We start from the raw sequence: 24299 nt of genomic DNA, 5'->3' as shown, positions 1-24299 counted from the left end.
CCCTGAGAGCCCTGAGGGCCCTGCTCACCCGCGGTTCTCCGCCGTCCGCAGCAGGAGTACGGCGACATCGTCGGTGTGGCCGCCGGCCGGCCAGGCGTGCTGGACGAGACTGTCGATGAGGCGTTCCAGGTCGTGCGCGTCGGCCCGCGCGAGGTGGGCGGCGAGGTCGGCGGTGGCGTGCTCGACGTCGGTGCCGGGGCGTTCGACGAGGCCGTCGGTGTAGAAGGTGAGGACGGCGCCCGCCGGGACGGTGCCGCGGGTGACGGGGTAGCGGGCGCGGGCGTCGACGCCCAGGGGCGGTCCGGGGTGGAGGTCGAGGGCGTGGGCCCGGCCGGGCGCCGTGCGCAGCAGGGGCGGGACGTGGCCGGCGCCGGCCAGGGTCAGTTCGTGGCGGGCCAGGTCGAGGTGGGCGTAGAGGCAGGTCACGAGGAGGTCGGAGGACAGGTCGGCGAGCAGCCGGTTGGTGCGGGCGACGACCTGGTCCGGGGCGGCGCCGCCGGCGGCGTGCGCGTGGATGGCGGTGCGGACCTGCCCCATGAGAGCGGCCGCGGCCATGCTGTGTCCCTCCACGTCGCCGATGACGGCCGCCGCGTTGGTGTCGTCCAGGCGCAGCAGGTCGTAGAAGTCGCCGCCGACGTCGATGCCGTGCCCGGCGGGCAGATAGCGGGCGGCGACGTCGAGGCCGGGCAGGGTGGGGAGGGTGCGGGGCAGGAGCGCCTGCTGGAGCTGGTGGACGAGGTGGTGCTGGGTGTCGTAGAGCCGGGCGCGGTCGAGGGCCTGGGCCAGCAGACCGGCCAGCGGGGTGAGGACGGCGCGGTCGTCGGCGGTGAAGGCGTGGGGGTGGTCGTAGGAGAGGATGCAGCAGCCCACCGGGCGGCCCGAGACGACCAGGGGCAGGAAGGCCCACGCCTGCTTCCCGCTGATCCGGGGTGCCCGCGGGTAGCTGCGGGCCAGCTCGGCCGGGCTGCCGAAGAAGGCGGGGATGCCGCTGGCGAGGACCAGGCCGGCGGGGGTGAGATCGGTGTCGAGGGGGAGCGCGTCGAGGCGCTCGACGACGTCGTCGGGGTAGCCGTGATGGCCGGCGATCCGCAGACGGCCCGCCTCGGCGATGCTGAGCACGAGCCCCTGGGCGCCGAACGCGGGCAGGATCTGGTCCGCGACCAGCGCGACGAGATCCTGTGTCGTCACCGTCTCCGTGAGCGCGGCCGCGAGGTGGATCAGCTGGTAGAGGCGGCCGGGCTTGGCCGGGGCCGGTTCCGCGCGCACGGGCGCTGCCGCCGCCGTCTCCTCCCCCGCGGTGATGCGGACGGTGATGCCGCCGGCGTCCGGGTGGAGGTGGAAGGTCAGCCACCGGTCCGGCGGCCGCTTCGCGCTGAAGGACACCGGCGTCCGGCTGACGACCGCCATGCGGTACCGCTCCTCGTACCTGAGGTCGTCCAGCCACGGCAGGGACCGCCAGGGCCGCGTGCCCAGCAGCCGGTCCGCGTCCCGGCCGAGCAGCCGTGCGGCCGTGGTGGACACGAACGTGATGCGGCCCTCCAGGTCGAGGGCCAGGGCGCCGTCCGGGACCCGGTCGAGGTAGTCGAGGGCGGCCAGCGCGGTCTGGGCGGGATGGCGCGGGGACTCCACCGACACGATGTGCGGCTGCTCGGGGAGGGCGGGCGGCACCGGTGAGTCGTCCAGGATCCGGGCCAGCCGGCGGGCGCCGGCGGTGATGTGGTGACGTTCGCGGGCCGTGGCCCGCGGCGGGTGGTCGGCCGGCCACATCAGTACGACCCCGCCCCAGCGGCGGCGCACCCCGCGCACCGGTACCGCGGCGAGCGCGAAGGGGTACGGCAGGACGGCCGCCGCCCGCGGATAGCGGCGCGCCATCTCGTCCTGGCAGCCGACCCACACCAGGCGGTCCTCACGGATCGCGTCGGCCACCGGGACGGGGGCGGTCAGCGCCAGCCGCTGCCACGGCACGGTGAAGTCGACGGGCAGTCCGCACACCGCGACCAGGCGCAGCAGCGCGGCCGGCTCCTCGACGAGATACACCCCGCCGATCGCCGCCCCCGTCCGGCGCACCATGTCGGCCAGCGCCGCGCCGAGGGCGTCGTCGACCGCGAGGCCACCCCTGGTGGACCGGGCACGGAGCCGCATGACATCGCCCTCCGGTCGGTTGCCGTGGGAGGCGCACCTCCTCCATGACCGCGCCGCCCGTCGTCCCCGCGGCCCGGCGCGCCGCCCCTTCCTGACACTATGCGCGTACCCCGCGCGGCGACGACGGCACGGACGGCCCGACGAGGGCGGCGGGCGTGCGGTGGGTGGTGGGTACCGTCCGTGGCGGCGAGTGCGGCGAGTGCGGCGAGTGCGGCGAGTGCGGCGAGTGCGCGGCGACGGCGACGGCGATGACGGTGTCGGTGGCGGCGATCATGCGACCGCGGCGGCGATTGCGTGACCGCGCGACGACGGCGATCACGTGACGACAGCGACGTCCGCGACGACCACCCAACCCCGGCGGCGGCTCCGGCTCCCCGACGACGGCCCCGGCAACCACGCCGCCTCTCTCCCCCTCCGCAGACGGCATCGCCTGCGACCCGTGCAAGAGCCCGGCCGTCGTCGCGCGGGCTAGGATCCGGGCCATGGTGCTGACCACGAGCGGGGTGGACCGGTTCGAGGCGTCCAGGCCCCGCCTGGAGGCCATCGCCTACCGGCTCCTCGGTTCCGCGAGCGAGGCCGAGGACGTCGTACAGGAGACGTATCTGCGCTGGCAGGCCGCCGACGTGGACCGTATCGAGGTCCCCGAGGCCTGGCTGACGAAGGTGCTCACCAACCTGTGCCTCAACCAGCTCACCTCGGCCCGCGCCCGCCGCGAGACCTACGTCGGCCAGTGGCTCCCCGAGCCGCTGCTCGCCGGCGACCCGATGCTCGGCCCCGCCGACACCGCCGAACGGCGCGAGTCGGTGTCGTACGCCGTCCTGACCCTGCTGGAGCGCCTCACGCCCGGCGAGCGCGCGGTGTACGTGCTGCGCGAGGCCTTCGACTACCCGCACCGGGAGATCGCCGGGATCCTCGACCTCACCGAGGCCGCCAGCCAGCAGATCTTCCACCGGGCCAAGAAGCACGTCGCCGAGGGCAAGGCCCGTAGCGAGGTCGACGAGGCCGCGGCCCGGCGGATCGTCGAGGAGTTCCTCGCGGCCGCCACCAGCGGCCGGACCGAGCCGCTCGTCCGGCTGCTCACCCAGGACGCCGTCGCGATCGGCGACGGCGGCGGGAAGGTCCCGGCCCGGGCCAAGGCGTTCGAGGGCGCCCTCGCGGTCGCGACGTTCATGCGGGGCCTGTTCAAACCGGGCCCGGCCCAGCGCGCCCTGGCCGGCGGCACGGTCGAGCTCTATTCGACGTCCGCCAACGGCGGCCCCGCCGTGGTGGCGGTCGTCGACGGCCGGGTCTTCGGCGTCATGTGCCTGGAGATCACCGCCGAGGGCATCGCCGCGTTCCGCAACCAGGTCAACCCCGACAAGCTCGAACGCGCGACCCGGCAGTGGGCGGCGGCGCCCGACCACGGCGACCCCCTGCTCCGCCTCTTCTGACTCTGTCCGTCCATCTCTGTTCGTCCATGTGAGCCGCTTCACATCACGTTCCTGTCAGGAAACGGCGGGCCGCCCGGTTCAAGGGGCGACCCGCTGAAGAGCTGGAAGAGCTGGATGACAGGAGCACGGACATGCAGCACCGCATCGTCGTCCTCGGAGCCGGATACGCCGGAGCCGTCGCCGCCGGCCGCCTCGCCCGGCGGCTGCACCGCGAGGACGTCGCCCTCACCCTCGTCAACGCCGAACCCGACTTCGTCGAGCGCGTCCGGATGCATCAGCTCGCGGTCGGCCAGGAGCTCAGGCCCAGGCCGTTCGCCGAGATGTTCGAGGGCACCGGAGTCGCCCTGAAGCTCGCGACGGTCACCGCCGTGGACGTGGCCGGGAAGACGGTCACCGCCGTCGACGCCGACGGCACCACGGAGGCGATCGAGTACGACACCCTCGTGTACGCCCTCGGCAGCGACTGGAACGACCAGGGCGTCCCCGGCGCCGCCGAGCACGCCCACCAGATCGCGAGCCGCCCCGGAGCGCTCCGGCTGCGTGAGCGCCTCGCCGGTCTGGCGGCCGGACAGCCCGTGGTCGTGGTCGGGGGCGGCCTCACCGGCCTGGAGGCCGCGACCGAGATCGCCGAGGCCCGCCCGGACCTCCGGGTCGCCCTCGCGGCCCGCGGCGGTCTCGGCGACTGGCTCTCGCCGAAGGGCCGCCGGCATCTGCGGAAGGTGGTCGACGGGCTCGGCATCACCGTTCACGAGCACGCCGCCGTCACCGCCGTGACCGCCGACCACGTCACCACCGCGGAGGGCGCCTCGATCCCCGCCGCGGTCACCCTGTGGACCACGGGCTTCGCAGTCCACCCCATCCCCCTCGCCACGGCCCTGGAGATCACCGACGCCGGCCGGATCGTGGTCGACCGGACCATGCGCTCGGTCTCGCACCCCGACGTGTACGCCATCGGCGACGCGGCCCTGGCGACGGGCCCCGGCGACAAGCCGCTCCGTATGTCCTGCGCCTCGGGCGTGCCCATGGCATGGCAGGCCGCCGACGCCATCGCGGCCCGTCTCACCGGCGGGAAGATCCCGAACACCCCGCTCCGCTACTTCAACCAGTGCATCTCGCTGGGCCGCAGGGAAGGCCTGATCCAGTACGTCACGGCCGACGACCGCGCCGTACGGGCGACGCTGACCGGCCGGATCGCCGCCGTCTACAAGGAACTGGTCTGCAAGGGCGCGGCCTGGGGCGTCGCCAACCCACTGCTCGCCATCCCGACCCGCCCCCGCCGCGTCACACCCCAGCCGACCCAGACCCCCGCGACAGCAAACACCCCGGCCTGACCGGGACCGGACCACGACCGCCCCAGCCAGGTATCCGACCCGCGCTGTACCCCCAGCCGGGGTGACGCTTCCCGCCGACCCTGCGCTGGGGGAGTAAGCCGGTCGCTCCCCGGGCCCCGCCGTGCCGTTCGTGTCTCCCCCCGTGAACGGCGCGGCGCGCGGCCCCGGAGGGGCGGCCGGCGCTTCCGTCGCGTCGGTGCGACGGACGAGGTCAGCGGCGCCGAACCGCCCTGGTCGCACCCGGCAGCGTGATGGATCGGCGGCCCCGTGCGCTCCTTCTGACATGAACGAGTACCTCCGTCTGCGCGCGGTGCCGGCCCCGGCGCTGCGCAACAGCCCGAGCTGGCTGGAACGGCTTTTCGAGAGCGGCTCGGAGACCACCGTCCGGCACCGCCGTTACCTCGACCAGGAGCGCATCTACGCCGCAGCCTCCCCGCACGGCCCGGGAAACCACCCGGAGAACCAGGTGGTGCTCGGCGGCCGCCCCGTGTTCCGCGCCGACCGCCACAAGCCGCCCCTGCTGGTGCTGACCGCAGCCCAGGCCCGCCAGGTGGCCGGGTTCCTGACGGCGGCCGACTTCGACGCGCTGTGGGACCTCACCCGCGACACCCTGATGCCCCGCTACGGCGGCACGCCCGCGGAACCCGAGACGTGGGGCGCGTTCGCCGCGGCCCACCAGGAGCTGAGAACGTTCTACGCGCAGACGGCCGAGTCCGGCGACGCCGTGGTGAAGTGCCTGCCGGAGATGTGAGCGGCCCCGCACCCCGCTACCTGCGAAGACGCCAAGCGCCGCCACGAAGTCGAACGCACGTCAACCGGCTGAAGCCCTTCCGGACCGTCGCAACCCGCTGGGCATCGAACGGGCGTACGTCTTCCACGGCACCGTCACCACTGCCGCCGTCTGCCGCTGAACACCAATCCGCCGAGAGCGTCCCGGCGAACTGCCAAATGGAAGGCTGTCGTTGCAGGTCAGGACCACCGTCGTCCCAGAGTTTCGGCACATCCCAGAGTCGCGTTGCCTCCGGGATTCGGCTCCACAGAGCATTGCCGCCGGTCGGCAAGTTGCGTGGCCACCAGTGCCACCCAAGCCAAGGAGCTCAGGAACATGAAGATGCGTCGAAGCGCCGCGTCGTTGGCCGTCGCCGCGGCAGCAGTGGCCGGCATCGTCCTCACACCGGGCGTCGCCAACGCCTCCAGCGGTGGTGGTTGCGTGAGGCAAGGGTCGATCGAAGCCTGTGTCAGCGCCAGCGGCAAGTACGTGGAACCGGACTTCTACGTCCTCGCCTCCATCGCCGGGTGCTCGTACCTCGGGATACGGGTAGATGACGACACGGCCGGTACGTCGACGAGCCAGTACTTCTCGGGATGCACCACCGGTCACCACGGCCCCTACCCCCTAGTGGGCACCAACGGGCACCAGTACAGCGTCCTCGCCTTCGCCCAGGGCACCGGCGGCACCGACTTCGCCGTGAGCAAGGAGCTGACGTTCTCGGACTGACCGCACTCCGATGGGACGAAGCGCCGCCAGGCGGCTCGGCACGTGAAGCGACACGGCCGCCCCTTGCGGGTCGAGGGGCGGCCCTGGCAGACGCGGAGCTCGGCGTGACGGAGCGACGACGACGCCCCGCCGGCTGACGGGGCGCTCAGGGAAGCCGCTACATCGTGATGTTCCGAAGACCGGCGATGACCGGGCCGATGCGTACGAGGCCGGCCGCTTTGTCGGCCGGTCCCTCCTGTCGGCCTCGCGCGAGTGGACCATCGTGCCGGCCCGATCGTGGTGTGCAACCACGTCGGGAAGCGGGCAGTCGGCGAGTCGGCTCGATGACGTCTGGCTCAGCCCGAATATCCCGCACACCCACGTGCTCTGCCGGCACCGGTGAAGTCGCCCACGAGGTGCGATGCCATGCGCGACAGAAGAACAGGTATGTCGAGTGGCTGCGCGTGGACCCGGGCACGGACCACTCAGCACCGTTGCCCCTCCCGGAACACGGCTCCCAGTGTCGCTCCACCACGGAGAAGGGAGCAGTAGCTGTCTCCCGGCCCTATGCGCCCTTGGGTTCAGCCTGTTGTACGACCTCGAAAGACCAGAGGGTGGAACCTGACGCGGCGGGCTTCGGCTTCTCACCGCGGTCCTCATCACCGCCCTGGTGCGCCGCCTTCATAGGCCCCTCCATCCACGCCTGGAAGGACTCCTCGTCCCGCCACCGCGTGTACACGAGGTACTGCTCGGTCCCCTCGACCGGCCGCAGCAGCTCGAACCACTCGAACCCGTCCGAGTTCTCCACGGCGTGGGCCCGGGAGGCGAACCGCTTCTCCAGGACCTCCCGCTGCTCGGCGGGCACGGTCAGCACGTTGATCTTCACTACGCTCATGCGTCCATCCTGCCGCAGGGGGGATCAGGAGGGCGTGAACGACCAGGACTTGTCCGGTCGGTCTCTACGGTTGCGGAGCCGTCTCTGGAGCACAGCTCAGCCGGAAAGTAGCGTGTATCTGTGGCGGGGAAGACATACAGCGCGGCCGATATCCAGGTCATCGAGTTCGATCAGCATGTGCGTGCAAGACCGAGCATGTACTTCGGGGTCGGCCGGGGCAGCCCGGAGTTGGCCACCCAGGTGCTGTGCACCGTGCTGGGACACGCCCTTCATCCGGCGACCCGTGTCGCAGCAGCACACACCCCGCAGGTCGAAGCGGAAGTTCACGGTGGTCTGACATTCTCGGTTGCAGATGATCAGGCCGACGCCTTGGACGAGCAGGGCAGGCCGCACCTCGGTTACTACGACTCGCTGCTTGGCCCCAACCGGTGGGCCATTGCCGCAGCGGCAGCTCTGAGTTCGCGCACCGTGATCGAGGTATGGCGTGACGGACACGGCTTCCGGCAAGAGCTTGTCGGGTTGCGGCCGGTCGAGGAACCCCAGGAGATCGAGTCGTCGGCCAGTGCGGGAACGCGGGTGGCTTTCGAACTGGACCAGACCTATACGTGCGCCGGGACGGCACTCGCCACCGACCTTGGTTCACTGGACCTGCACGGTCCGCACTGCCGTGATCCCCGCGGACCGGGCCGCGTTGTCGTCCGCGACCTGCGCGACCTGCGCGACCTGCGCGACCTGCGCGACCCGGGCAATCCGGCCGAGGTCTGCTACCGATGAGAATTTCGCCTGTCAGGTGCGAGGCCGAATGGCCCCTGTGCGGAGATCTGCTGACACCTCTCGTCAAACGGGGCCCCGGCTGGACCCCTGATCTGGACCATGTGCGCGCAGTGTCCGGCATCCGACAGTCAAGGAAGCGTGCGGACGACTCCGCGTCGGTCCCCGAAGCGCAGCGGACCAAGTGCGAGGCGCCGATCACGGCCAAAGGCTGGGACAACGCGGGCCACTTCGCCGACGTCGGTAAATCCGGCTGGGACCCCAAGGCCGTCCGCCCGGAGTTCGAGGAGTGGTCGTGTTCTCGCTGTCCCGCCTCACTCGACAGGGCGCCCTTGAGGCCGTGCTGATCAATGAGGAGTTGGCCGAACACGGCGTGCCGCTCGTGAGCATCGAGGCGACAAGCTCGCCGCGGCAAAGGCGCGTAAGGCCAAGGGAGAGAGCGTCACAGCCGTTGCCAAGGCGCTCCACGTGTCCCGCGCGACGCTGTACCGGGCGCTTGCCGAGGCGGAGTGACCCGGTCACCCGGCCCGATTGAGAGACGGCTCAGCAGCCTTGGACCTGGTGCTCCACGCGGTGACGGATGTACTCGTCTGGATGCGATCGGGCGATCATCACTGCGGCCTCCACGAGGTCATGCAGCTCAGGCGGGTACACCGACTTCCGCAGCGGCAGTCCGGGGAGAATGCAGCGCCGAACGTCGAGGTGTTCGTTACTCACGAACTCTCGGAGCGCAGCCTCGTACCACTCACCCACCATGACAGACCTGTCGTTGGCCTCTGGCCGGCTTTCGATGCCTGAGGCCTCTGCCCTGACTTCGGAGAGTCGAAGCGGCAGCGCCGACCAGTACCAAGCCCGCGCAGCGCCTGCCCGCTCCTGATTGGTTCCCGTCCTCAGATAGTCCAGCAGCGTGGAGCGGACGCGTCGGTATCCGAAGGCATTCAGGGCCGGCTCAACGAACTGGCGGTTGAAGCTTGGGTCCGGGTCGTAGACCGCCGCCTTCGTGAGCACGCCGAAGGACGCCTCGGACAGCACCAACTTCTCGCGGCATGCCTCGCGCAAAGCGCCGCGCACCTGGTGTTGCCACTGCTGCTCACCACCAGCATCCGACTCGGGGGCGACATCGAGCCTTAGAGCCCGGACCAGGTCCGCCAGGCACTGCTGGAACAGTTCCCTCCCGCCCTCCGTGCGACCTGGCAGTGCCATGAACCCTTGCACGGCGCTCCCCGGGCCTCTCGCAGCCGTCTCGTCTCCGTCAGCAGTCAATTGCCCCTCCGCTGTCCCAGGCCCACACGGAATGCTTCCCCAGCCCGTGCTCGGATGGCGGGCGGGGCAGCTGAGCCAGTCTGCCGCTAGTGGGCCATCAGGGCGCGCCGAGTCCCGGTAAGAGACAGCCGCCTCGCAGAATTTATCGAACTCACGTACAACCCTTACCTCTTGACGCGGGTCTCCAGATCGCCGGACATCATCGACTCCGGACGTCCGCCGGGTGCGGACGGCCCCCGCATGCCGCAGGAGACAACCCGCATGCACACGTTCCCGCGACTCGCCCTCGCGACGGCCACCGCGGCCGCGCTGACGGGCGGTCTGCTCACGTTCTCGGCCGCCTCCGCGTCGGCCGCGGACTCCCTCAAGGTCGCGCACGCCGACTTCAACGGCGACGGCATCGGCGACATCGCCACCTCGGCCGCCACCGCCTACGTGAGCGGCCACAAGGGCGCCGGCCAGGTCGTCGCCCTCTACGGCTCCGCCTCCGGCGTCACCTCCGCCAAGCGCACCACCCTCAGCCAGAACAGCGCCGGCGTCCCCGGCACCGCCGAGGCCGGCGACGAGTTCGGCGAGGATCTGGCGTACGCCGACTTCAACGCCGACGGTTACGACGACCTCGCCGTCGGCTCGCCGGGCGAGAAGGTCGGGACCGACACCAACGGCGGTACGGTCACCCTCCTGTGGGGCTCCAAGAACGGTCTCACCGGCAAGGGCGTCGACATCAAGGACCCCTCGCCGAGCGGCCACGACTACTGGGGCCTGAACCTCGCCGCCGGTGACTTCGACGGCGACGGCAAGGCCGACCTGGCCGTCGGCAGCTCCGCCGCCACCCTGTGGGTGTTCAAGGGCGGCTTCTCCAGCACCGGCACCCCCGGCGGCCGTTACACCGTCAAGCCGCCGATCCAGCCGGGCAGCGACTCCTACCCGTACGGCCCGATGAACCTCACCGCCGGTGACGTCAACGGCGACGGCCGTACCGACCTGGTCGTCGACGGGTACGAGACGCAGACCAGCGACCACTGGAACACCAACTACTGGCTGCCCGGCACCGCCAAGGGCCTGACCGCCACCGGCGCCAAGGCGCTCAAGAGCGGCATCATCACCGGCATCGGCGACATCAACGGCGACGGCTTCGGCGACATCGTCAGCGGCGCCTCCTGGGACCACAGCAGCGGCTCCACCGTGTTCCCGGACTCCGCCACCGGCGGCCGCGTGGCCATCACCTACGGCAGCGTCTCCGGCCCGGCCAAGGCCACGATGTTCAACCAGAACTCCTCGAACGTCCCCGGCACCTCGGAGAAGGGCGACGGCTTCGGCTGGGAGATCGACCTCGGTGACGTCAACGGCGACGGCTACGCCGACCTGGCCGTCTCCACGCCCAGCGAGGACATCGGCGCCAACGCCAACACCGGCCAGGTCACCGTCCTCTACGGCGCGAAGACCGGGATCAACCTCGCCTCCGGCGCCCAGTCCTTCGCCCAGAGCACGGCCGGTGTCCCCGGCGACGACGAGAAGAACGACCTCTTCGGCGCCGACGTCAAGCTCGACGACGTCAACGGCGACGGCAAGGCCGACCTGGTCGTCGGCTCGTACGAGAACGGCGGAGACGGCGCGGTGACCTACCTGCCGTCCAACGGCTCGAAGATCACCACGACCGGCTCGCGGGCCATCGCCGCGAGCACGGTGGGCGTGTCGACGACCGGCGTCCCGCAGTTCGGCGCCGTCTTCGGCGACTGACCCGCAGCTCGGAAGAGCCTCTCCGCCCGGCGCACGGGCGGGCCCGTCGACCGTACGACCACGGGCCCGCCCGCCTGCTCCGCCTCCGCACACCTCCGGCACCCAAGCCGTCGATCTCAGGAGCTCCCGACCCGTGAAGGTCCCCGTGAAGGTCTCCGTGAACGTCCCCGTGAACGTCCTCGTGAACGGACATCACCGCCGCCGCCTCGCCCTCGCGACCGTCACCGCCGTGGCGCTGACCGGCGGTCTGCTGACCCTCTCGGCCCCCGTCGCGTCCGCCGCCACGGCCCGCGCCTACAAGGCCGACTTCAACCACGACGGCTACGGCGACGTCGCCTTCGCCGCCCCCTACGCCAAGGTCGGCGGCAAGAACATGGCCGGGTACGTCGCCGTGGTCTACGGCAGCGCCTCCGGACTCAACCCCGCCAAGCGCACGATCGTCAGCCAGAACACCGCCGGTGTCCCCGGCACCGCCGAGACCGAGGACTTCTTCGGCGACGCGCTCGCCGTGGCCGACTTCAACAAGGACGGCTACACCGACCTCGCCGTCGGCGCGCCCGGCGAGGACACCGGCACGGACACCGATGGCGGTTCGGTCACCATCCTGTGGGGTTCGGCGAGCGGCCTGAAGAACGGTACGACGGTCAAGGACCCCTCCGCGGCCAAGCACGAGGCCTGGGGCTCGGTACTGGCCGCCGGCGACTTCAACGGCGACGGCAAGGCGGACCTGGCGTCCGGCACGGCCGGGTCGTACGCCTACATCGTCAAGGGCGGCTTCACCAGGTCCGGCACCACCGGCGGCACCCAGAAGGTCCCCACGCCGGACAAGGCGGAGTTCGGCATCGACGCGCTCGCCGCGGGCGACACCAACGGCGACAAGAAGGCCGACCTCGTCCTCACCTACCGCACCGCGCTCGCCTCGGACCCGTCGGGCAGCTGGTCCAAGGGCGTCGCCTACCTCGGTGCGTCCACGGGCGTGGTCACGACCAAGCCGCGCCCGCTGAACGGCGGCACCTCCCTCGCCCTGGGCGACATCGACGGCGACGGCTACGACGAGATCGCCATCGGCAACGTCTTCTCGAAGGACGACGACCACACCGGCACCCTCGGCGGCCAGGTCACCGTCATCCGCGGCAGCAAGGGCGGCCCGGTCAACGGCGACGTCCCCATGGCCGAACTCACCCAGTCCGCGACGGGCGTCCCCGGCACCGACAAGGCCGACGACGGCTTCGGCGGCGCCGTCTCCATCGGGGACACCAACGGCGACGGCTACGGCGACCTTGCCATCGGCGTCGTCTTCAAGGACATCGGCGCGGCCGAGGACACCGGTCTCGTCGTGCTCATGAACGGCTCGGCCGACGGCGTCTCCCGTACCGGGGCCCGCACGATCTCCCAGAACACCACCGGTGTCCCCGGCACCAACGAGTCCATGGACTACTTCGGCTCCGACCTCGTGCTCTCGGACGTCAACAAGGACGGCAAGGCGGACCTGACCGTCGCGGCCGGCTTCGAGGACGAGGGTGTCGGCGCGGTCACCGCCCTGCGCGGCAGCGCCTCCGGCATCACCGCCACGGGTGCCAAGTCGTTCGGCCCGGGCACCTTCGGGCTGTCCCGCACGTACGGCGCGTTCGGCACGGGCCTCACCGGCTGACGCACCCGCACCAACAGGACGCATTCCTTGACGCCGCGTCACCTCACCGACGTCGCGTCACCTCACCACCTCACGGGGGAAAACCATGCCCAAGCGCACCACCCTGCTCCTCGCCACGGCCCTCACCACCGGCCTGCTCACCGCCCTCCCCGTCACCACCGCCTCCGCCGCGCCCTCGGGCCTGTCCGGCGACTTCAACGGCGACGGCTACCGCGACCTCGCGATCGCCGCGCCCATCGCCAAGGTCTCCGGCAAGTCCGGCGCCGGCTACGTGGCGGTCGTCTACGGCACCAAGAACGGCCTGGACACCACCAAGCGCCAGATCATCAGCCAGGCCACCACCGGCGTCCCCGGCAACCCGGCCTCCGGCGACTACTTCGGCGACCGGCTCACCTCCGGCGACCTGGACGGCGACGGCTACACCGACCTGGTCGTGGGCGTGCACAGCGAGCGGATCGGCTCCACCGACTCCTACGGCAACGTCACCGTGCTCTGGGGCGGCGCGAGCGGCCTCAAGGGCGCCAGCAACCTCACCTCGCCGCTGCCGAGGTACCGCAACGAACTCGGCTGGGCACTGGCGGCCGGCGACTTCGACGGCGACGGCCACACCGACCTGGCCGTCGGCAACAACTCGACGCCCTCCCTGAACATCTTCCGCGGCCCCTTCACCCGCAAGGGCAAGGCGGCGGCCCTGGTCGGCATCGACACGGTCGACCAGACCACGATCTACTCCGACAAGCTGATCGCGGGCGACGTCAACGCTGACGGGAAGACCGACCTGCTGGTCATGGGCCAGGAGGAGACCGCCTCCGGCGACTACCGCACCCGCAGCGTCCTCTACACCGGGACCAGCGCCACCGGCGGCACGCTCAAGGTCGGCAAGAAGCTCGCGGGCGGCTACGACGCGGTCATCGCCGACGTCAACAAGGACGGCTACGGCGACATCGTCACCGGCAACTTCATGGAGAAGTCGGCCGACGAGCCCAACGGCGGCCTCGGCGGCGCGGTCACCGTGACGTACGGCGCGGCCGGCGGCCTCAGCAGCCGTACGCCGGTCCGGATCACCCAGGACACGGCGGGCGTGCCGGACAAGGGCGAGAAGAACGACGGCTTCGGCTGGAGCCTGTCCGCCGGGGACGTGAACGGCGACGGGTACGCGGACATCGCCGTCGGCGCCTACGCCGAGTCGCTCGGCGCGAAGAAGCAGGCGGGCACGGTCACCGTGCTGCGCGGCTCGGCGTCCGGCCTGACCGGCGGCGGCGCCAAGCTCTTCTCCCAGGACACCACGGGCGTGCCCGGCACCGCCCAGTCCCGGGACTTCTTCGGCTCCTCGGTCCGCCTCACCGACGCCAACCGCGACGGCCGCGCCGAACTGGTCGCGGGCGCCTACGGCGAGGGCAACGGCGCCGGCGCCGTCTGGCTCTTCAAGTCCACCACCGCCGGCGTCACGGCAGGCGGCTCCAAGACCTTCACCGGCACCACCCTGGGCGGCCCCTCGGGCACCGCCTACTTCGGCGACGTACTGGAGGGCTGACCATGCGCGTCCGCACGGCGGCGGCCCTCGCCGCACTCCTCACCGCGGGCCTCGTCCCGCTCGCCGCCCCCGCCTCGGCCGCCCCCGCCCGCTACGCGGACGACTTCAACGGCGACGGCTACCGCGACCTCGCCACCGCCGCCCCGGGCGCCCCGGTCGGCGGCAGGGCGAGGGCCGGCGCGGTGCTCGTCACCTACGGCTCCAGGTCCGGGATCAAGGCGTCGAACCGTACGGTCGTCACCCAGAACTCGGCGGGCGTCCCCGGCACCGCGGAGAAGGACGACGCCTTCGGCTCGGCGCTCGCCTCCGGCGACCTGAACCGGGACGGGTACGCCGACCTGGTCGTCGGCTCCGAGGGTGAGGACGGCGGGGCCGGGTCGGTGACGATCCTCTGGGGGAGCAGGAAGGGCCTGTCCGGGGGTCGTATCGTCGCCGACCCGGCCCGTACCTCCCACCACCGCTTCGGCCTGTCCCTGGCGGTCGGCGACTTCACCGCGGACGGCCGGGCCGACCTGGCCGTCGGCAGCACCGGCGCCGACGTGCAGATCTTCCGGGGCGGCTTCACCAGGACCGCCGGGGCCGCGTCCCGGACCTGGGTGGTGCCCGCGCTGGAGACCGGCGAGATCTACGGCTCCCGGTCCCTGGCCGCCGGCGACGTCAACGGTGACGGCGTCGACGACCTGGTGGTCAGCGGCACGATCCGCTCGGGGAGCGGCGACTGGATCGACGGCAACCTGGTGTACCTGGGCGCCGGGTCCCGCCCGAAGCTCCAGCGGACCCTGGAGAGCGGCGGCTACGAGCGGGCGGTCCTCGGCGACCTCAACGGGGACGGCTACGACGACGTCGTCACCTCCTGCTCCCCGGTCGGCGGCTCCACGGTCGGCCCCGGCGTCGTCAAGGCCTACCTGGGCGGCGCGCACGGCGTGAGCCCCACGCCGCAGGCGGCGATCACCCAGGACAGCCCGGGCGTCCCCGGCACCACCCGCGCCTCCGGGAACAGCTCGTTCGGCGACTCCCTGTCCGTGGGTGACGTCAACGGCGACGGGTACGCCGACGTCGCGGTCGGCGCCGAGTACGAGGGGGTCGGCGCGGCCTGGCAGACCGGCACCGTCACGCTGCTGCGCGGCTCCGCGGCCGGTCTGACGGGCGCGGGTTCGACCCGCTGGACCCAGAACACCCCCGGGGTACCGGACGCGAACGAGGACAACGACTTCTGGGGCAGCGCCGTCCACCTGGCCGACCTCAACGGCGACCGCAAGGCCGATCTGGCGGTCGGCGCCCGGTACGAGAACGGCGGGCGGGGCGCCGTGACGGCCCTGCGCGGCTCCTCCTCGGGCCTGACGACGACGGGCGCGGTGAGCTTCACTGCGGCGCAGGCGGGCCTGCCGGGCACCTGGTCGCAGCTGGGCTTCCTGTTCGCGCAGTGAGCTGCACCACCGCTGTACCGGCCGCATCCACCGGCCCTGAGACGACCCCTAGGGGATGTCACAGGTCTGCGGCAATGGCGGGCTCGGGTGCCCGAGCCCGCCACACGGATCCCCGGGACCAGGTACGTTCGATGACGTGGCTGGATTCAGGAACGGACGCGGCGGCCGGGACGACCGTGCCCCGCAAGCGCGACCGCAACAACCCGCGTACGGGCAGCAGGCACCGCCGCAGAGCTTCGGCGGCCAGCCGGCGGGACCGTCGTACGGGTACCCGTCGGCCCCGCAGCCGTACCCGCAGAACGGCGGCGGGTCCGGATGGCCGCAGGCACGCGGAGGACACCAGGGCCGGAGACAGCCCGGCGGCGACGGCCCGGAGTACTTCGGCGACGACAACGGCTACGGCGGCGGATACGGCTCCGGCTCCGGCAGCCCCGACCCGTACGCGGCGAACCAGCCGGGCCACACCCAGGCCTTCTCGGTCGACGAGGCCGGCGTCTACACGCAGGGTGCGACCTATCACGCCGGTTCGGCGGCGCCGTCCGGCCCGATCGGGCCGCGCCTGCACTGGAAGGACCTGCTGAAGGGGATCGTCCTCGCCCCGAACCAGACCTTCCTCCAGATGCGGGACTACACGATGTGGGGCCCCGCCCTCATCGTCACCTTCCTCTACGGCCTGCTCGCGGTCTTCGGCTTCGACGGCGCTCGCGCGGACGCGATCAACGCCACCCTCACCAACGCGGTCCCGATCGTCCTGGTGACCGCGATCGCGATGGTCCTCGCCGCCTTCGTCCTGGGCGTGGTGACCCACACCCTGGCCCGCCAGCTGGGCGGCGACGGAGCGTGGCAGCCGACGGTGGGCCTCTCCATGCTGATCATGTCGATCACGGACGCCCCCCGTCTCCTCGTCGCCATGTTCTTCGGCGGCGACGCCGGCTTCGTCCAGCTCCTCGGCTGGGCCACCTGGGTCGCGGCGGGCGCCCTCCTCACCCTCATGGTCGCCAAGTCCCACGACCTGCCGTGGCCGAAGGCCCTGGGCGCCTCGGCGATCCAGCTGATCGCCCTGCTGTCGATCGTGAAGCTGGGGACGTTCTAGAAGCCGAAGCCCCGAAAGACGTGAGAAAGGCCCCCGGCACGCAGCCGGGGGCCTTTTCGCCGCTGTACGAGCCACAACGCACCGCTACTACGGGCCGCTACGGCCACTCAGGCGTCGAGCACCTGCCCGGCCCGCTTCACGACCGGAGGCAGCACGGACCACGGGAAGTTGATCCAGTCGTCGGTCCGCTTCCACACGTACTCGCACTTCACGAGGGACTGGGACTTCTCGTAGATCACGGCGGAGCGGACCTCGGCGACGGTGTCGAGGCAGAAGTCGCGGACGAGCTTCAGCGTTTTGCCGGTGTCGGCGACGTCGTCCGTGATGAGGACCTTCTTGTCGCTGAAGTCGATGGCGTTGGGGACGGGCGCGAGCATGACGGGCATGTCGAGGGTCGTTCCCACGCCCGTGTAGAACTCGACGTTGACCAGATGAAGGTTCTTGCAGTCGAGGGCGTAGGCGAGCCCGCCGGCGACGAAGACCCCGCCGCGGGCGATGCTCAGCACTATGTCGGGCTCGAACCCGTCGTCGGCGATGGTCTGCGCGAGCTCGCGCACGGCCACGCCGAACTGCTCGTAGGTCAGGTTCTCCCGGACGTCACCGCCGCCGCTCATGCCCTGCCCCTCACACCTGCGTCCGATGGAAATTGAGGTAGGAGCGGGAGGCGGTGGGACCGCGCTGCCCCTGGTAACGGGAGCCGTAGCGCTCGCTGCCGTAGGAGTGCTCGGCGGGGGAGGAGAGCCGGAACATGCACAGCTGCCCGATCTTCATGCCCGGCCACAGCTTGATGGGAAGGGTCGCGAGATTGGACAGCTCCAGCGTCACGTGCCCGCTGAACCCGGGGTCGATGAACCCGGCGGTGGAGTGCGTGACCAGCCCGAGCCGCCCGAGCGAGGACTTCCCCTCCAGCCGTGAGGCGAGATCGTCGGGGAGTGAGATGACCTCGTACGTCGAGGCGAGCACGAACTCGCCGGGGTGGAGGATGAAGGGCTCGTCGCCTTCGGGCTCCACGAGCCGGGTCAGGTCCGGCTGCTCGACGGAGGGGTCGATGTGCGGGTACCGGTGGTTCTCGAACACCCGGAAGAACCGGTCCAGCCGTACGTCGATGCTCGACGGCTGCACCATGGTTTCGTCGTAGGGATCGATCCGTACCCGCCCGGCATCGATCTCGGCCCGGATGTCCTTGTCTGAGAGAAGCACGTCCCGAGGATACGCAAGGCGCGCGGACCCGCGAAAACCACCACGAGTCCACGCGCCTCTGTTACTGCCGCTACTGCTTCTCGAGTGCGACCGGCACGACGCTGCGCAGCCGGGCACACTTCGGACACCGGACGAGCCGGCCGGGGCCGAGCCGCTCGGCCTGCTGCATCGGGAACGAAGCGGTGCTGAACACGTGCCCTTCGGCACAGCGGACGACGGTGCGTTCCATCAAGTCCCTTGAGTCCCTTCCCCAGGAGCCGCGTCGGGCTTACTGCCGTGACGACGGAAAGCCACATTACGGGATCAAAGGGACGGCTCTCCAGGCGGCACTCCGGCCCACCCGGCCCCTCTCCCACATCCCCACCGTACGCCCCAACTCCGGCCGCCCGCAGCCGGATCCCACCCCCCGCCGCCCCCGGAAACACACACGAACCCCAGGCCCTGAGCGCCGGAGGTTCGCGATGGGGTACAGTGAGCGAGCGTTCGGACACCGACTTCGATCGGCGTCTTACGCGGGTGTAGTTTAATGGTAGAACATCAGCTTCCCAAGCTGAGAGCGCGAGTTCGATTCTCGTCACCCGCTCCAGATTGAAACCCCAGGTCAACCGCCTGGGGTTTGCTTGTTGTCTAGTCCACTTCGGGGGCTGCGTGCCCTAAGTCGACGTTGAACGACCGTATCTAGGGTGCTCGGGTGTCACTCTGGATGCCCCGCGATGGCGCAGGGTTCGCGATGCTCCTGGACGTCACGCTCACCGCCGTGGCGTTCGCGAAGCACTGGCACCGCACCCGTCGGCACGCCCAGCAGGAGGCAGCGGCAGAACAGGCCCTTCTTTATCTCCGGAGCGCGTATGCGCTGGTCGCCGAGCCGGTCCTGACGGGCCTCGCACGGCGCTCGCCCGGGCTGCAGACCAAGCGTCGCTTCGCACACCACCTCCGGGAGGCGATACCGGAATACGCCGAGCGCATCCTCGACGACCCCGCCTGGGACGCACTCGCCACCGTGCTCGCCGAGGCGGAGGCTGCGGGGCACAACGCGGCCACGGTCATCGACCAGGCGCTCGGCGAGCGCGCCCTCGATGACGCACACAGCCCTGCACGCGCACTGACGTGGCGCGTCCGCCGACTCGGCGAGCGCCACGCGCCCGGTCCACGAGCTGAAGCAGCCAAGGCGCGCACCGGCACGCAACGCCTCGCTCGCCCCGCCCTTCCCGTCCGACCTTCGCCGCAGCCGGCACGGCGGCGCTGATCAAGCGGGAGCGGACAGCTTCGGAGCGAGCAGATCCAGCGACTCCTCCCAGCGGAAGCGGTCCGCCCCGCCCCCGGCCTTCGGACGGTGCGGCTCGTACGAACCGATCAGCACGCCCATCTCACGCAGTCCGTCCAGGCTGCGGCCGTACGCGGGGTGGGCGGCCTGAGCCGAGTTCACGTACGGCAGGACGGCTGCGGGGATACCCATGCCGTACGCCTCACACAGGATGCCCAGGGCGAGGGTGTCGGAGATGCCGTTGGCCCATTTGTTGATCGTGTTGAAGGTCGCCGGCGCGACAGCGATGGCGTCCGCCGGCGGGAGGGGGCGGGCCTCGCCGGGTGTGCGCCAGGCCGAGCGGATGGGGTAGCCGGTCTGGGTCTGGATCGCCTCGGTGTCGAGGAGGCCGAGTCCCTGGGGGGTGGCGACGACGCCGACGTCCCAGTGCCGTTCCTGAGCTGCGGTGATCAGTTTGCCGACGTCTCCGGCGACGCCGCACGCGCACACGACGACGTAGAGGAAGGGCTTCTTCTCCGGGGCGGTCGACTCACTCACGCGGGGACTCCCAGTTGGCGGCTGAAGTGATGCAGTTCGGGAAGAGTACGGCGGTGGTCGCGGGCGGCCATGTCGGCGACGAGGTCACGGACGGCGGGTCGGCGTACGTCCTGAGCCGCGCAGGTTTCCGCGATGCGCAGGGCCTGGTAGCCGTCGGCGAGGCGGCTCTGTTGGCTGTAGGCGCGGGCGGTCTCCACCCACAGGGCGGCTCGGCGTTCGGGGACAGGGATGTGCCGGCGCATGAGGGGGCGGGCTGCCTGGAGCGCAAGGCCGGAGTCGCCGAAGGCCACCAGGGCGCTGAGCTCGTGGAGAGCGACGTTGGTCGGGCTGAAATTGGCCCAGGCGTCGGGCCGGTCGAGGGAGACGAACCGGGCCACCTCTTTCGCTTCGGCGAGGAACTCCTCGGTGGCCGCGCGGTCGCCTCCGCCGCTGGCCGCGGTCACGCCGCGCAGCAGCAACAGCCCCACAGCCGCGAGGTATTTGGGGGAGCGTTGGTCGTAGGAACCGGTGACCTGGTCGGCCGTGTGGCGGACGAGGGTGACGGCCTGTGCGGCGTGCTTCTCGCGCGCCAGGACGTGGGCCTGCACGCGGACGCTGGAAGCGAGGACCACCGGGTCGCCGGAGCGTTCGGCCTCGGCCATCGCGCGGCCTACCGCGAGCCAGGCGTTGCCCTGGTCGTGCTGCTTGAGCAGCAGGCTTGTCGAGGTCTGGTACGCCGTGGCCAGCAGTGCGGACAGCGTGTCGCGGTCTCCCGCACTGCCGGAAGCCAGCCGTAGATCGGTGATCAGACCAGGGAGCGTGCGCTCCAGTTCCGTGTAGTCGCAGGTGTAGAAGAGCCTGCGGGCCCCGCCGACCCGCTCCCGCAGCACCGCCGTGTCCAAAGCGGACCCGGTGCTCACGGGAGACAGGCCCGGCAGAAGTGCCTTTACGAGATCGTCGTGGGCGGCGGCGGAGGCGGCCTGGGTCGCGAGCGCGGCGATGCTCGCGGCGAGGAAGGTACGGCGGTGCATGTCGTCAGCTTCGGGATCGGTGGCAGAGGCAACAGGATGCGCAGGGGTGAGGCCCAACTGCGCTGGCGGGATCCTGAGTTCCTGTGCGACGGCGCGCAGGACCCGGATGTCCTCCGTGCCGCGTCCGGCCTCCAGGCGGCTCACCTTGGACTGGTGGTAGCCGAGCGCGGCGGCGACGTCGTTCTGCGAGCGCCGCTGTAACACCCGTGCCTGACGGATCGCTTCGCCGATCCGTCTCGCTTCGTTGTGTGCTTCGGCCATCTGCCACGGCCCCTTCCGCCGTCGCCGATCCTGCCTGCTCAACCGAGCGTAGATCAGTCGTACTTCGCTGTTATGCAGCTCCTGCATAACCGATGCGGCGTCGGCACCAGGGCTAACCACCCACCGCCACGGGCTGGTTGCGTGAAGTGGCCGCACCAACCTCGGGAGGCCGCTCATGGCAGCGCACCAGCTCACTCTGTCTGTACCCGCCACTCCAGCCGCGGTCACGACAGCCCGGCACCGGGCCGTGGACGCGATACAGGGCTGGGAGCCGGAGCTGAGCGACGAGGTGGTGCACACAGCCGAGTTGGTGATCAGCGAGCTGGTCACGAACGCCGTCCGTTACGCCGGCACCAGCCGCGTTTCCGTCGAGGTCGGGCTCGTCGAGGCCGTACTCCGTATCGAGGTGCGCGACGCCAGCCCTGTGCTGCCCGAGCCCGGTCTGCCTGACGGGCACAGCGAGAACGGCCGCGGCCTGTTTCTCGTCGCCGCGCTCGCCGACCGGTACGCCGCCGAACCGACACCCACGGGCAAACGGTGCTGGGCCGAGATCGCCTTGGCCGTCCGCCCGGCCACGGAGACACACCTCTCCCTTCCCCTGCAAAGGAGTCAATCGTGACAACCACCGCTACCCGGTCCGCCGAGGTGGTCGCCGTACGACCCGGCGCCCCGCTCACCGGCACCGTCACGGTGGACGGCTCGAAGAACGCCGCCCTGCCCCTGCTGGCCGCCGCCGGCGCTCTCGGCCGCCCGGTGCGGCTGGGCAACATCCCGGCGAATACGGACGTGCAGATCATGCTGGAGCTGTTGCAGCAGTCGGGCTGGCACGTCGCCCAGCCCGTCGGCGAGCCGACGACCGCATTGCTCCTGCCGACCGAGATCCGGCACACGCATCCCGAACTGGCCCGGGCCGCCCACATCCGCGCCTCCTACTACCTGGTCCCCGCCCTGCTCGCCCGGCACGGCACGGCTCGACTGCCTTGGCCGGGACGCTGCCGGATCGGCGCCCGTGGGATGGACCTGCACTTCAAGGTGTACGAGGCGTTCGGCGACCGGAGTGCGCAGGACGACTCCGGTTATCGCATCGAGGCAGCCTCACCCCGCACCGGCCCTGTGTCCTTGGTACTGCCGTTCCGTTCCCGTGGGGCGACGATGGCCGCCGTGCTGCGCGCCGTGACCACCGGCCGCCCGTTACGGCTGGGCGAGCCCAACCTCTCGCCGGAAGTCCTCTCCGTCCTCGACGCCCTTCGCTCCGCCGGCTGGGAGGCCCGGGCCACCGAGCACCTCCTCACCTTCTTGCCTCCCGCCGCGGCCCAGGAGGAGACCGCCGTCTGGCAGGTTCCCGGCGACAAGGTCGAGGCAGGCACGCTGGCCTGCGCGATCGCCGCGACCGGGGGTGCGGCTCGCATCGACGGCGTACACGGCGCGGACGTGGCCCCGCTCGTAACTGCCCTTCGCCACCTGGGGATCCCCACCGACGCGGAGGCCAACGCCCTCGTCGTCCACGCTCCGGACGCGCGGCTGGCGATCCGTCCGCTGCGAGCCATCGCCACCCTCAGCCCCGGCGGACTGGCCGCCGACTTCGAACCGCTCCTGATGTCACTCGCCCTCAGCCGACCCGGTACCCACCTGTTCTCCGACGCCATCAACCCCGGTCGGCACGGGAATTTGGTGCCCCAACTGGCTCGCCTGGGGGCTCAGATCGACGAGATCTCCCCCACCGAGTGCCGCCTGACCGGCCCCCAGCGACTCATCGGGGCGGGAGTGGAGGCCACCGACATCCGCACCGGCTCCGCCCTCATGGTCGCCGGCCTCACCGCCCGAGGCGTCACCACCGTCGGCGGCCTGGACCAGCTCCGCCGCGGCCACGCCGATCTGCCCGCCAAGCTCCGGGCACTGGGTGCCGACATCTGCGAGGTCACCCCATGACAGCGACCCGCAGCCTGCGACAGATCATTGCCACCACCGACGTCCACTCCGCCCTCGACAACGCCGCCCCCTTCCTCAACCACCTCCAGGCCCTCCGCCCGACCCCACTCGTCGTGGACTGCGGCGACTTCTTCGAAGGCAGCGGCTACTACCGCCTCGCCCACGGCACCATCGAGCGCGAGATCCTGCTCAGGCTGTACGACGTGCTGGCCCCCGGCAACCACGGCTGGCCGCACCACTTCGAACCCGAACTCCACCGGCTCACCGTCTGCGCCAACACCGTCCACGCCGACACAGGTGACGCGCTCTTCCGCCGCCTGAGGATCATCGACGTCGGCGACCGACGCGTCGGCATCACCGCCGTGATCGGACAGCAGGCTTTCCACTCCATCCCCGCCGCCCAGCGGGCCGGCCATCGCGTCACCGATCCCGTCCAGGCGCTGCGCGAGGTCATGCTCGTCCATCATCACGAAGTGGACGGCTGGATCCTCCTCAGCCACTCCGGCTTCGACGAGGACCTCGAACTGGCGGCCGTCTGCCCCTTCCTCGACGTGATCTTCTCCGGCACACTGCCACAGCGAGCAGTACGGGCCGGACCGAGTCGGCGACACCCTCATCGTCAAGGGCCGAGAACTCGCCGACGGGTACGCGATCGCCACGCCCATCGGGCAGGGCTGGGGCGCCGGCACCACCCGTTTCCCGGACCAGGACCCGGCCGCTCTTCCCGTCGCACTGTCGGATGTGACGACACGGATCCGATACATCGGGGCTGAGCTGTCCGGTGTGCTCGGACCCGTTGCCAAGGCGTATCGCCACGCGGTACCGGATCGACAGAGCCTGACCGCCGACCTCGCCGCACGCCTCCGAAAAGGTCTCGGTGCCGACGCGGTCATCCTCAACGAGACAGCGCTGCGCCCCGTTCCGCTGAGCGACGCCCTCACCCTGGGCGACCTGCTCGCCATCGGGCCGTTCGACAACCAGCTTGTCCACGCGCACATCCCGGAGAACTTCCGGCAGGACCTCCGCGACCTCCTGGCCCACCTCACCGAGCAGGCCGGCCCTGTCGTCACAGCACCGGATCCTCTGCCAGCCGGCATCACCACCGTCCTGACCACCGACTACCTCGCCAGCAACTACTTCGCCGGCCGCACCCACGCCGCGGGACTGCTCCTCAGCCAGGCCCTCAAGCACGTCCTCACCGCGTCTGCCCAAGGAGGCACGCGATGATCCTCACCGGCCCCGAGATCACAGCCGCCGCCCAGGACGGCCGTCTGCGGATCTATGGCCAAAAGGCACTGAGTTTAGCTCTCCTGTAGGGAAGAGCGATCTGGAGCCGTCCAAATG

The 24299-nt window shown here is 71.1% G+C and carries 21 protein-coding genes, 1 tRNA gene and 3 pseudogenes; 16 read left to right on the top strand and 9 right to left on the bottom strand.

Features of this window, described 5'->3' with window-relative positions; genetic code table 11:
- Nucleotides 1-24: 24 nt before the first annotated feature.
- Together AB0D85_RS28390 and AB0D85_RS28385 are read right to left on the bottom strand one after the other, a co-directional pair.
- Nucleotides 25-2142 carry a SpoIIE family protein phosphatase gene (locus AB0D85_RS28390; protein WP_362325988.1) on the bottom strand — a complete coding sequence of 706 codons (2118 nt, stop codon included), beginning with the start codon at nucleotides 2140-2142 and terminating at the stop codon, nucleotides 25-27.
- A gap of 97 nt (nucleotides 2143-2239) precedes the next feature.
- The gene (locus AB0D85_RS28385; protein ID WP_362325985.1) at nucleotides 2240-2416 is read right to left on the bottom strand and encodes a hypothetical protein; all 177 of its coding nucleotides are present in this window, start codon (nucleotides 2414-2416) and stop codon (nucleotides 2240-2242) included.
- Nucleotides 2417-2624: 208 nt separating this feature from the next.
- Here AB0D85_RS28385 and AB0D85_RS28380 point away from each other — a divergent pair, with 208 nt between their 5' ends.
- The 4 genes from AB0D85_RS28380 (at nucleotide 2625) to AB0D85_RS28365 (ending at nucleotide 6401) form a co-directional block, all read left to right on the top strand.
- Complete coding sequence (locus AB0D85_RS28380) at nucleotides 2625-3572, top strand: RNA polymerase sigma-70 factor (RefSeq protein ID WP_362325982.1); 948 nt, start codon at nucleotides 2625-2627, stop codon at nucleotides 3570-3572.
- Between the two features lie 131 nt (nucleotides 3573-3703).
- Nucleotides 3704-4903, top strand: a complete 1200-nt coding sequence (locus AB0D85_RS28375) for an FAD-dependent oxidoreductase (RefSeq protein WP_362325979.1) — start codon at nucleotides 3704-3706, stop codon at nucleotides 4901-4903.
- A gap of 283 nt (nucleotides 4904-5186) precedes the next feature.
- Nucleotides 5187-5654: a DUF1877 family protein gene (locus AB0D85_RS28370; protein WP_362325976.1), complete on the top strand. Its 468-nt coding sequence runs from the start codon at nucleotides 5187-5189 to the stop codon at nucleotides 5652-5654.
- A gap of 354 nt (nucleotides 5655-6008) precedes the next feature.
- On the top strand, nucleotides 6009-6401 hold the full coding sequence (locus tag AB0D85_RS28365) for a hypothetical protein (RefSeq protein ID WP_362325973.1): 393 nt from the start codon (nucleotides 6009-6011) through the stop codon (nucleotides 6399-6401).
- 544 nt (nucleotides 6402-6945) lie between these two features.
- Here the strand turns inward: AB0D85_RS28365 and AB0D85_RS28360 are convergent.
- The gene (locus AB0D85_RS28360; RefSeq protein ID WP_362325970.1) at nucleotides 6946-7275 is read right to left on the bottom strand and encodes an antibiotic biosynthesis monooxygenase; all 330 of its coding nucleotides are present in this window, start codon (nucleotides 7273-7275) and stop codon (nucleotides 6946-6948) included.
- 120 nt (nucleotides 7276-7395) lie between these two features.
- Between AB0D85_RS28360 and AB0D85_RS28355 the strand changes: the two genes are divergently transcribed.
- Both AB0D85_RS28355 and AB0D85_RS28350 read left to right on the top strand, forming a co-directional pair.
- Nucleotides 7396-8049, top strand: coding sequence for a hypothetical protein (locus AB0D85_RS28355; RefSeq protein WP_362325967.1), 654 nt, complete (start codon nucleotides 7396-7398; stop codon nucleotides 8047-8049).
- Nucleotides 8050-8445: 396 nt separating this feature from the next.
- A pseudogene (locus AB0D85_RS28350) lies at nucleotides 8446-8559 on the top strand (helix-turn-helix domain-containing protein); the annotation flags it as partial.
- Between the two features lie 30 nt (nucleotides 8560-8589).
- Here AB0D85_RS28350 and AB0D85_RS28345 read toward each other — a convergent pair.
- On the bottom strand, nucleotides 8590-9249 hold the full coding sequence (locus AB0D85_RS28345; protein WP_362325964.1) for a hypothetical protein: 660 nt from the start codon (nucleotides 9247-9249) through the stop codon (nucleotides 8590-8592).
- 321 nt (nucleotides 9250-9570) lie between these two features.
- Between AB0D85_RS28345 and AB0D85_RS28340 the strand changes: the two genes are divergently transcribed.
- From AB0D85_RS28340 to AB0D85_RS28320, 5 genes are all read left to right on the top strand, one after another.
- Nucleotides 9571-11049: an FG-GAP and VCBS repeat-containing protein gene (locus AB0D85_RS28340; protein ID WP_362325961.1), complete on the top strand. Its 1479-nt coding sequence runs from the start codon at nucleotides 9571-9573 to the stop codon at nucleotides 11047-11049.
- Nucleotides 11050-11182: 133 nt separating this feature from the next.
- Nucleotides 11183-12700 carry an FG-GAP-like repeat-containing protein gene (locus AB0D85_RS28335; protein WP_362325958.1) on the top strand — a complete coding sequence of 506 codons (1518 nt, stop codon included), beginning with the start codon at nucleotides 11183-11185 and terminating at the stop codon, nucleotides 12698-12700.
- Nucleotides 12701-12785: 85 nt separating this feature from the next.
- Entirely contained in the window at nucleotides 12786-14234 is a 1449-nt protein-coding gene (locus AB0D85_RS28330) for an FG-GAP-like repeat-containing protein (RefSeq protein WP_362325955.1), read from the top strand.
- A gap of 2 nt (nucleotides 14235-14236) precedes the next feature.
- On the top strand, nucleotides 14237-15661 hold the full coding sequence (locus tag AB0D85_RS28325; protein WP_362325952.1) for an FG-GAP-like repeat-containing protein: 1425 nt from the start codon (nucleotides 14237-14239) through the stop codon (nucleotides 15659-15661).
- 55 nt (nucleotides 15662-15716) lie between these two features.
- On the top strand, nucleotides 15717-16754 hold the full coding sequence (locus AB0D85_RS28320) for a YIP1 family protein (RefSeq protein WP_362325949.1): 1038 nt from the start codon (nucleotides 15717-15719) through the stop codon (nucleotides 16752-16754).
- A gap of 107 nt (nucleotides 16755-16861) precedes the next feature.
- Here AB0D85_RS28320 and AB0D85_RS28315 read toward each other — a convergent pair whose 3' ends face one another.
- The 3 genes from AB0D85_RS28315 to AB0D85_RS28305 form a co-directional block, all read right to left on the bottom strand.
- A complete protein-coding gene (locus AB0D85_RS28315) occupies nucleotides 16862-17368 on the bottom strand; it encodes a phosphoribosyltransferase (protein ID WP_362325946.1) in 507 nt (168 codons plus the stop codon).
- 10 nt (nucleotides 17369-17378) lie between these two features.
- Nucleotides 17379-17954: a dCTP deaminase gene (gene dcd, locus AB0D85_RS28310; RefSeq protein WP_351956638.1), complete on the bottom strand. Its 576-nt coding sequence runs from the start codon at nucleotides 17952-17954 to the stop codon at nucleotides 17379-17381.
- 70 nt (nucleotides 17955-18024) lie between these two features.
- Nucleotides 18025-18183 (bottom strand): hypothetical protein, encoded by a 159-nt coding sequence (locus tag AB0D85_RS28305; RefSeq protein WP_362325943.1) that lies wholly within the window; start codon nucleotides 18181-18183, stop codon nucleotides 18025-18027.
- Nucleotides 18184-18466: 283 nt separating this feature from the next.
- Here AB0D85_RS28305 and AB0D85_RS28300 point away from each other — a divergent pair.
- Both AB0D85_RS28300 and AB0D85_RS28295 read left to right on the top strand, forming a co-directional pair.
- Nucleotides 18467-18540, top strand: a tRNA-Gly gene (locus AB0D85_RS28300).
- 123 nt (nucleotides 18541-18663) lie between these two features.
- Nucleotides 18664-19200 (top strand): annotated as a pseudogene (locus AB0D85_RS28295) (mobilization protein); the annotation flags it as partial.
- On the opposite strand, the gene AB0D85_RS28290 reads toward AB0D85_RS28295, so the two are convergent.
- Nucleotides 19201-19755: a flavoprotein gene (locus AB0D85_RS28290; protein ID WP_362325940.1), complete on the bottom strand. Its 555-nt coding sequence runs from the start codon at nucleotides 19753-19755 to the stop codon at nucleotides 19201-19203.
- Nucleotides 19752-21026 (bottom strand): helix-turn-helix transcriptional regulator, encoded by a 1275-nt coding sequence (locus AB0D85_RS28285; RefSeq protein WP_362325936.1) that lies wholly within the window; start codon nucleotides 21024-21026, stop codon nucleotides 19752-19754. Before AB0D85_RS28285 ends, AB0D85_RS28290 begins: the two co-directional genes overlap by 4 nt.
- Before the next feature lie 175 nt (nucleotides 21027-21201).
- Here AB0D85_RS28285 and AB0D85_RS28280 point away from each other — a divergent pair, with 175 nt between their 5' ends.
- The 3 genes and pseudogenes from AB0D85_RS28280 (at nucleotide 21202) to AB0D85_RS28270 (ending at nucleotide 24182) form a co-directional block, all read left to right on the top strand.
- On the top strand, nucleotides 21202-21645 hold the full coding sequence (locus AB0D85_RS28280; RefSeq protein WP_362325933.1) for an ATP-binding protein: 444 nt from the start codon (nucleotides 21202-21204) through the stop codon (nucleotides 21643-21645).
- A gap of 26 nt (nucleotides 21646-21671) precedes the next feature.
- Entirely contained in the window at nucleotides 21672-22955 is a 1284-nt protein-coding gene (locus tag AB0D85_RS28275; protein ID WP_362326687.1) for a UDP-N-acetylglucosamine 1-carboxyvinyltransferase, read from the top strand.
- Nucleotides 22952-24182 (top strand): annotated as a pseudogene (locus tag AB0D85_RS28270) (bifunctional metallophosphatase/5'-nucleotidase). The gene AB0D85_RS28275 and the pseudogene AB0D85_RS28270 overlap by 4 nt, the downstream one beginning before the upstream one ends.
- Nucleotides 24183-24299: the final 117 nt, after the last annotated feature.

This window comes from Streptomyces sp. NPDC048277, assembly GCF_040652235.1.
GTDB lineage: Bacteria > Actinomycetota > Actinomycetes > Streptomycetales > Streptomycetaceae > Streptomyces.
This window is presented reverse-complemented; position numbering and strand designations above follow the sequence as displayed.

Bases quoted from the DNA above. Each gene is read 5' to 3' on its own strand.
- AB0D85_RS28390 (WP_362325988.1), bottom strand. From the start codon at position 2,142: ATGCGGCTCCGTGCCCGGTCCACCAGGGGTGGCCTCGCGGTCGACGAC.
- AB0D85_RS28385 (WP_362325985.1), bottom strand. From the start codon at position 2,416: ATGATCGCCGCCACCGACACCGTCATCGCCGTCGCCGTCGCCGCGCAC.
- AB0D85_RS28380 (WP_362325982.1), top strand. From the start codon at position 2,625: ATGGTGCTGACCACGAGCGGGGTGGACCGGTTCGAGGCGTCCAGGCCC.
- AB0D85_RS28375 (WP_362325979.1), top strand. From the start codon at position 3,704: ATGCAGCACCGCATCGTCGTCCTCGGAGCCGGATACGCCGGAGCCGTC.
- AB0D85_RS28370 (WP_362325976.1), top strand. From the start codon at position 5,187: ATGAACGAGTACCTCCGTCTGCGCGCGGTGCCGGCCCCGGCGCTGCGC.
- AB0D85_RS28365 (WP_362325973.1), top strand. From the start codon at position 6,009: ATGAAGATGCGTCGAAGCGCCGCGTCGTTGGCCGTCGCCGCGGCAGCA.
- AB0D85_RS28360 (WP_362325970.1), bottom strand. From the start codon at position 7,275: ATGAGCGTAGTGAAGATCAACGTGCTGACCGTGCCCGCCGAGCAGCGG.
- AB0D85_RS28345 (WP_362325964.1), bottom strand. From the start codon at position 9,249: ATGGCACTGCCAGGTCGCACGGAGGGCGGGAGGGAACTGTTCCAGCAG.
- AB0D85_RS28340 (WP_362325961.1), top strand. From the start codon at position 9,571: ATGCACACGTTCCCGCGACTCGCCCTCGCGACGGCCACCGCGGCCGCG.
- AB0D85_RS28330 (WP_362325955.1), top strand. From the start codon at position 12,786: ATGCCCAAGCGCACCACCCTGCTCCTCGCCACGGCCCTCACCACCGGC.
- AB0D85_RS28325 (WP_362325952.1), top strand. From the start codon at position 14,237: ATGCGCGTCCGCACGGCGGCGGCCCTCGCCGCACTCCTCACCGCGGGC.
- AB0D85_RS28320 (WP_362325949.1), top strand. From the start codon at position 15,717: ATGTCACAGGTCTGCGGCAATGGCGGGCTCGGGTGCCCGAGCCCGCCA.
- AB0D85_RS28315 (WP_362325946.1), bottom strand. From the start codon at position 17,368: ATGAGCGGCGGCGGTGACGTCCGGGAGAACCTGACCTACGAGCAGTTC.
- AB0D85_RS28305 (WP_362325943.1), bottom strand. From the start codon at position 18,183: ATGGAACGCACCGTCGTCCGCTGTGCCGAAGGGCACGTGTTCAGCACC.
- AB0D85_RS28285 (WP_362325936.1), bottom strand. From the start codon at position 21,026: ATGGCCGAAGCACACAACGAAGCGAGACGGATCGGCGAAGCGATCCGT.
- AB0D85_RS28280 (WP_362325933.1), top strand. From the start codon at position 21,202: ATGGCAGCGCACCAGCTCACTCTGTCTGTACCCGCCACTCCAGCCGCG.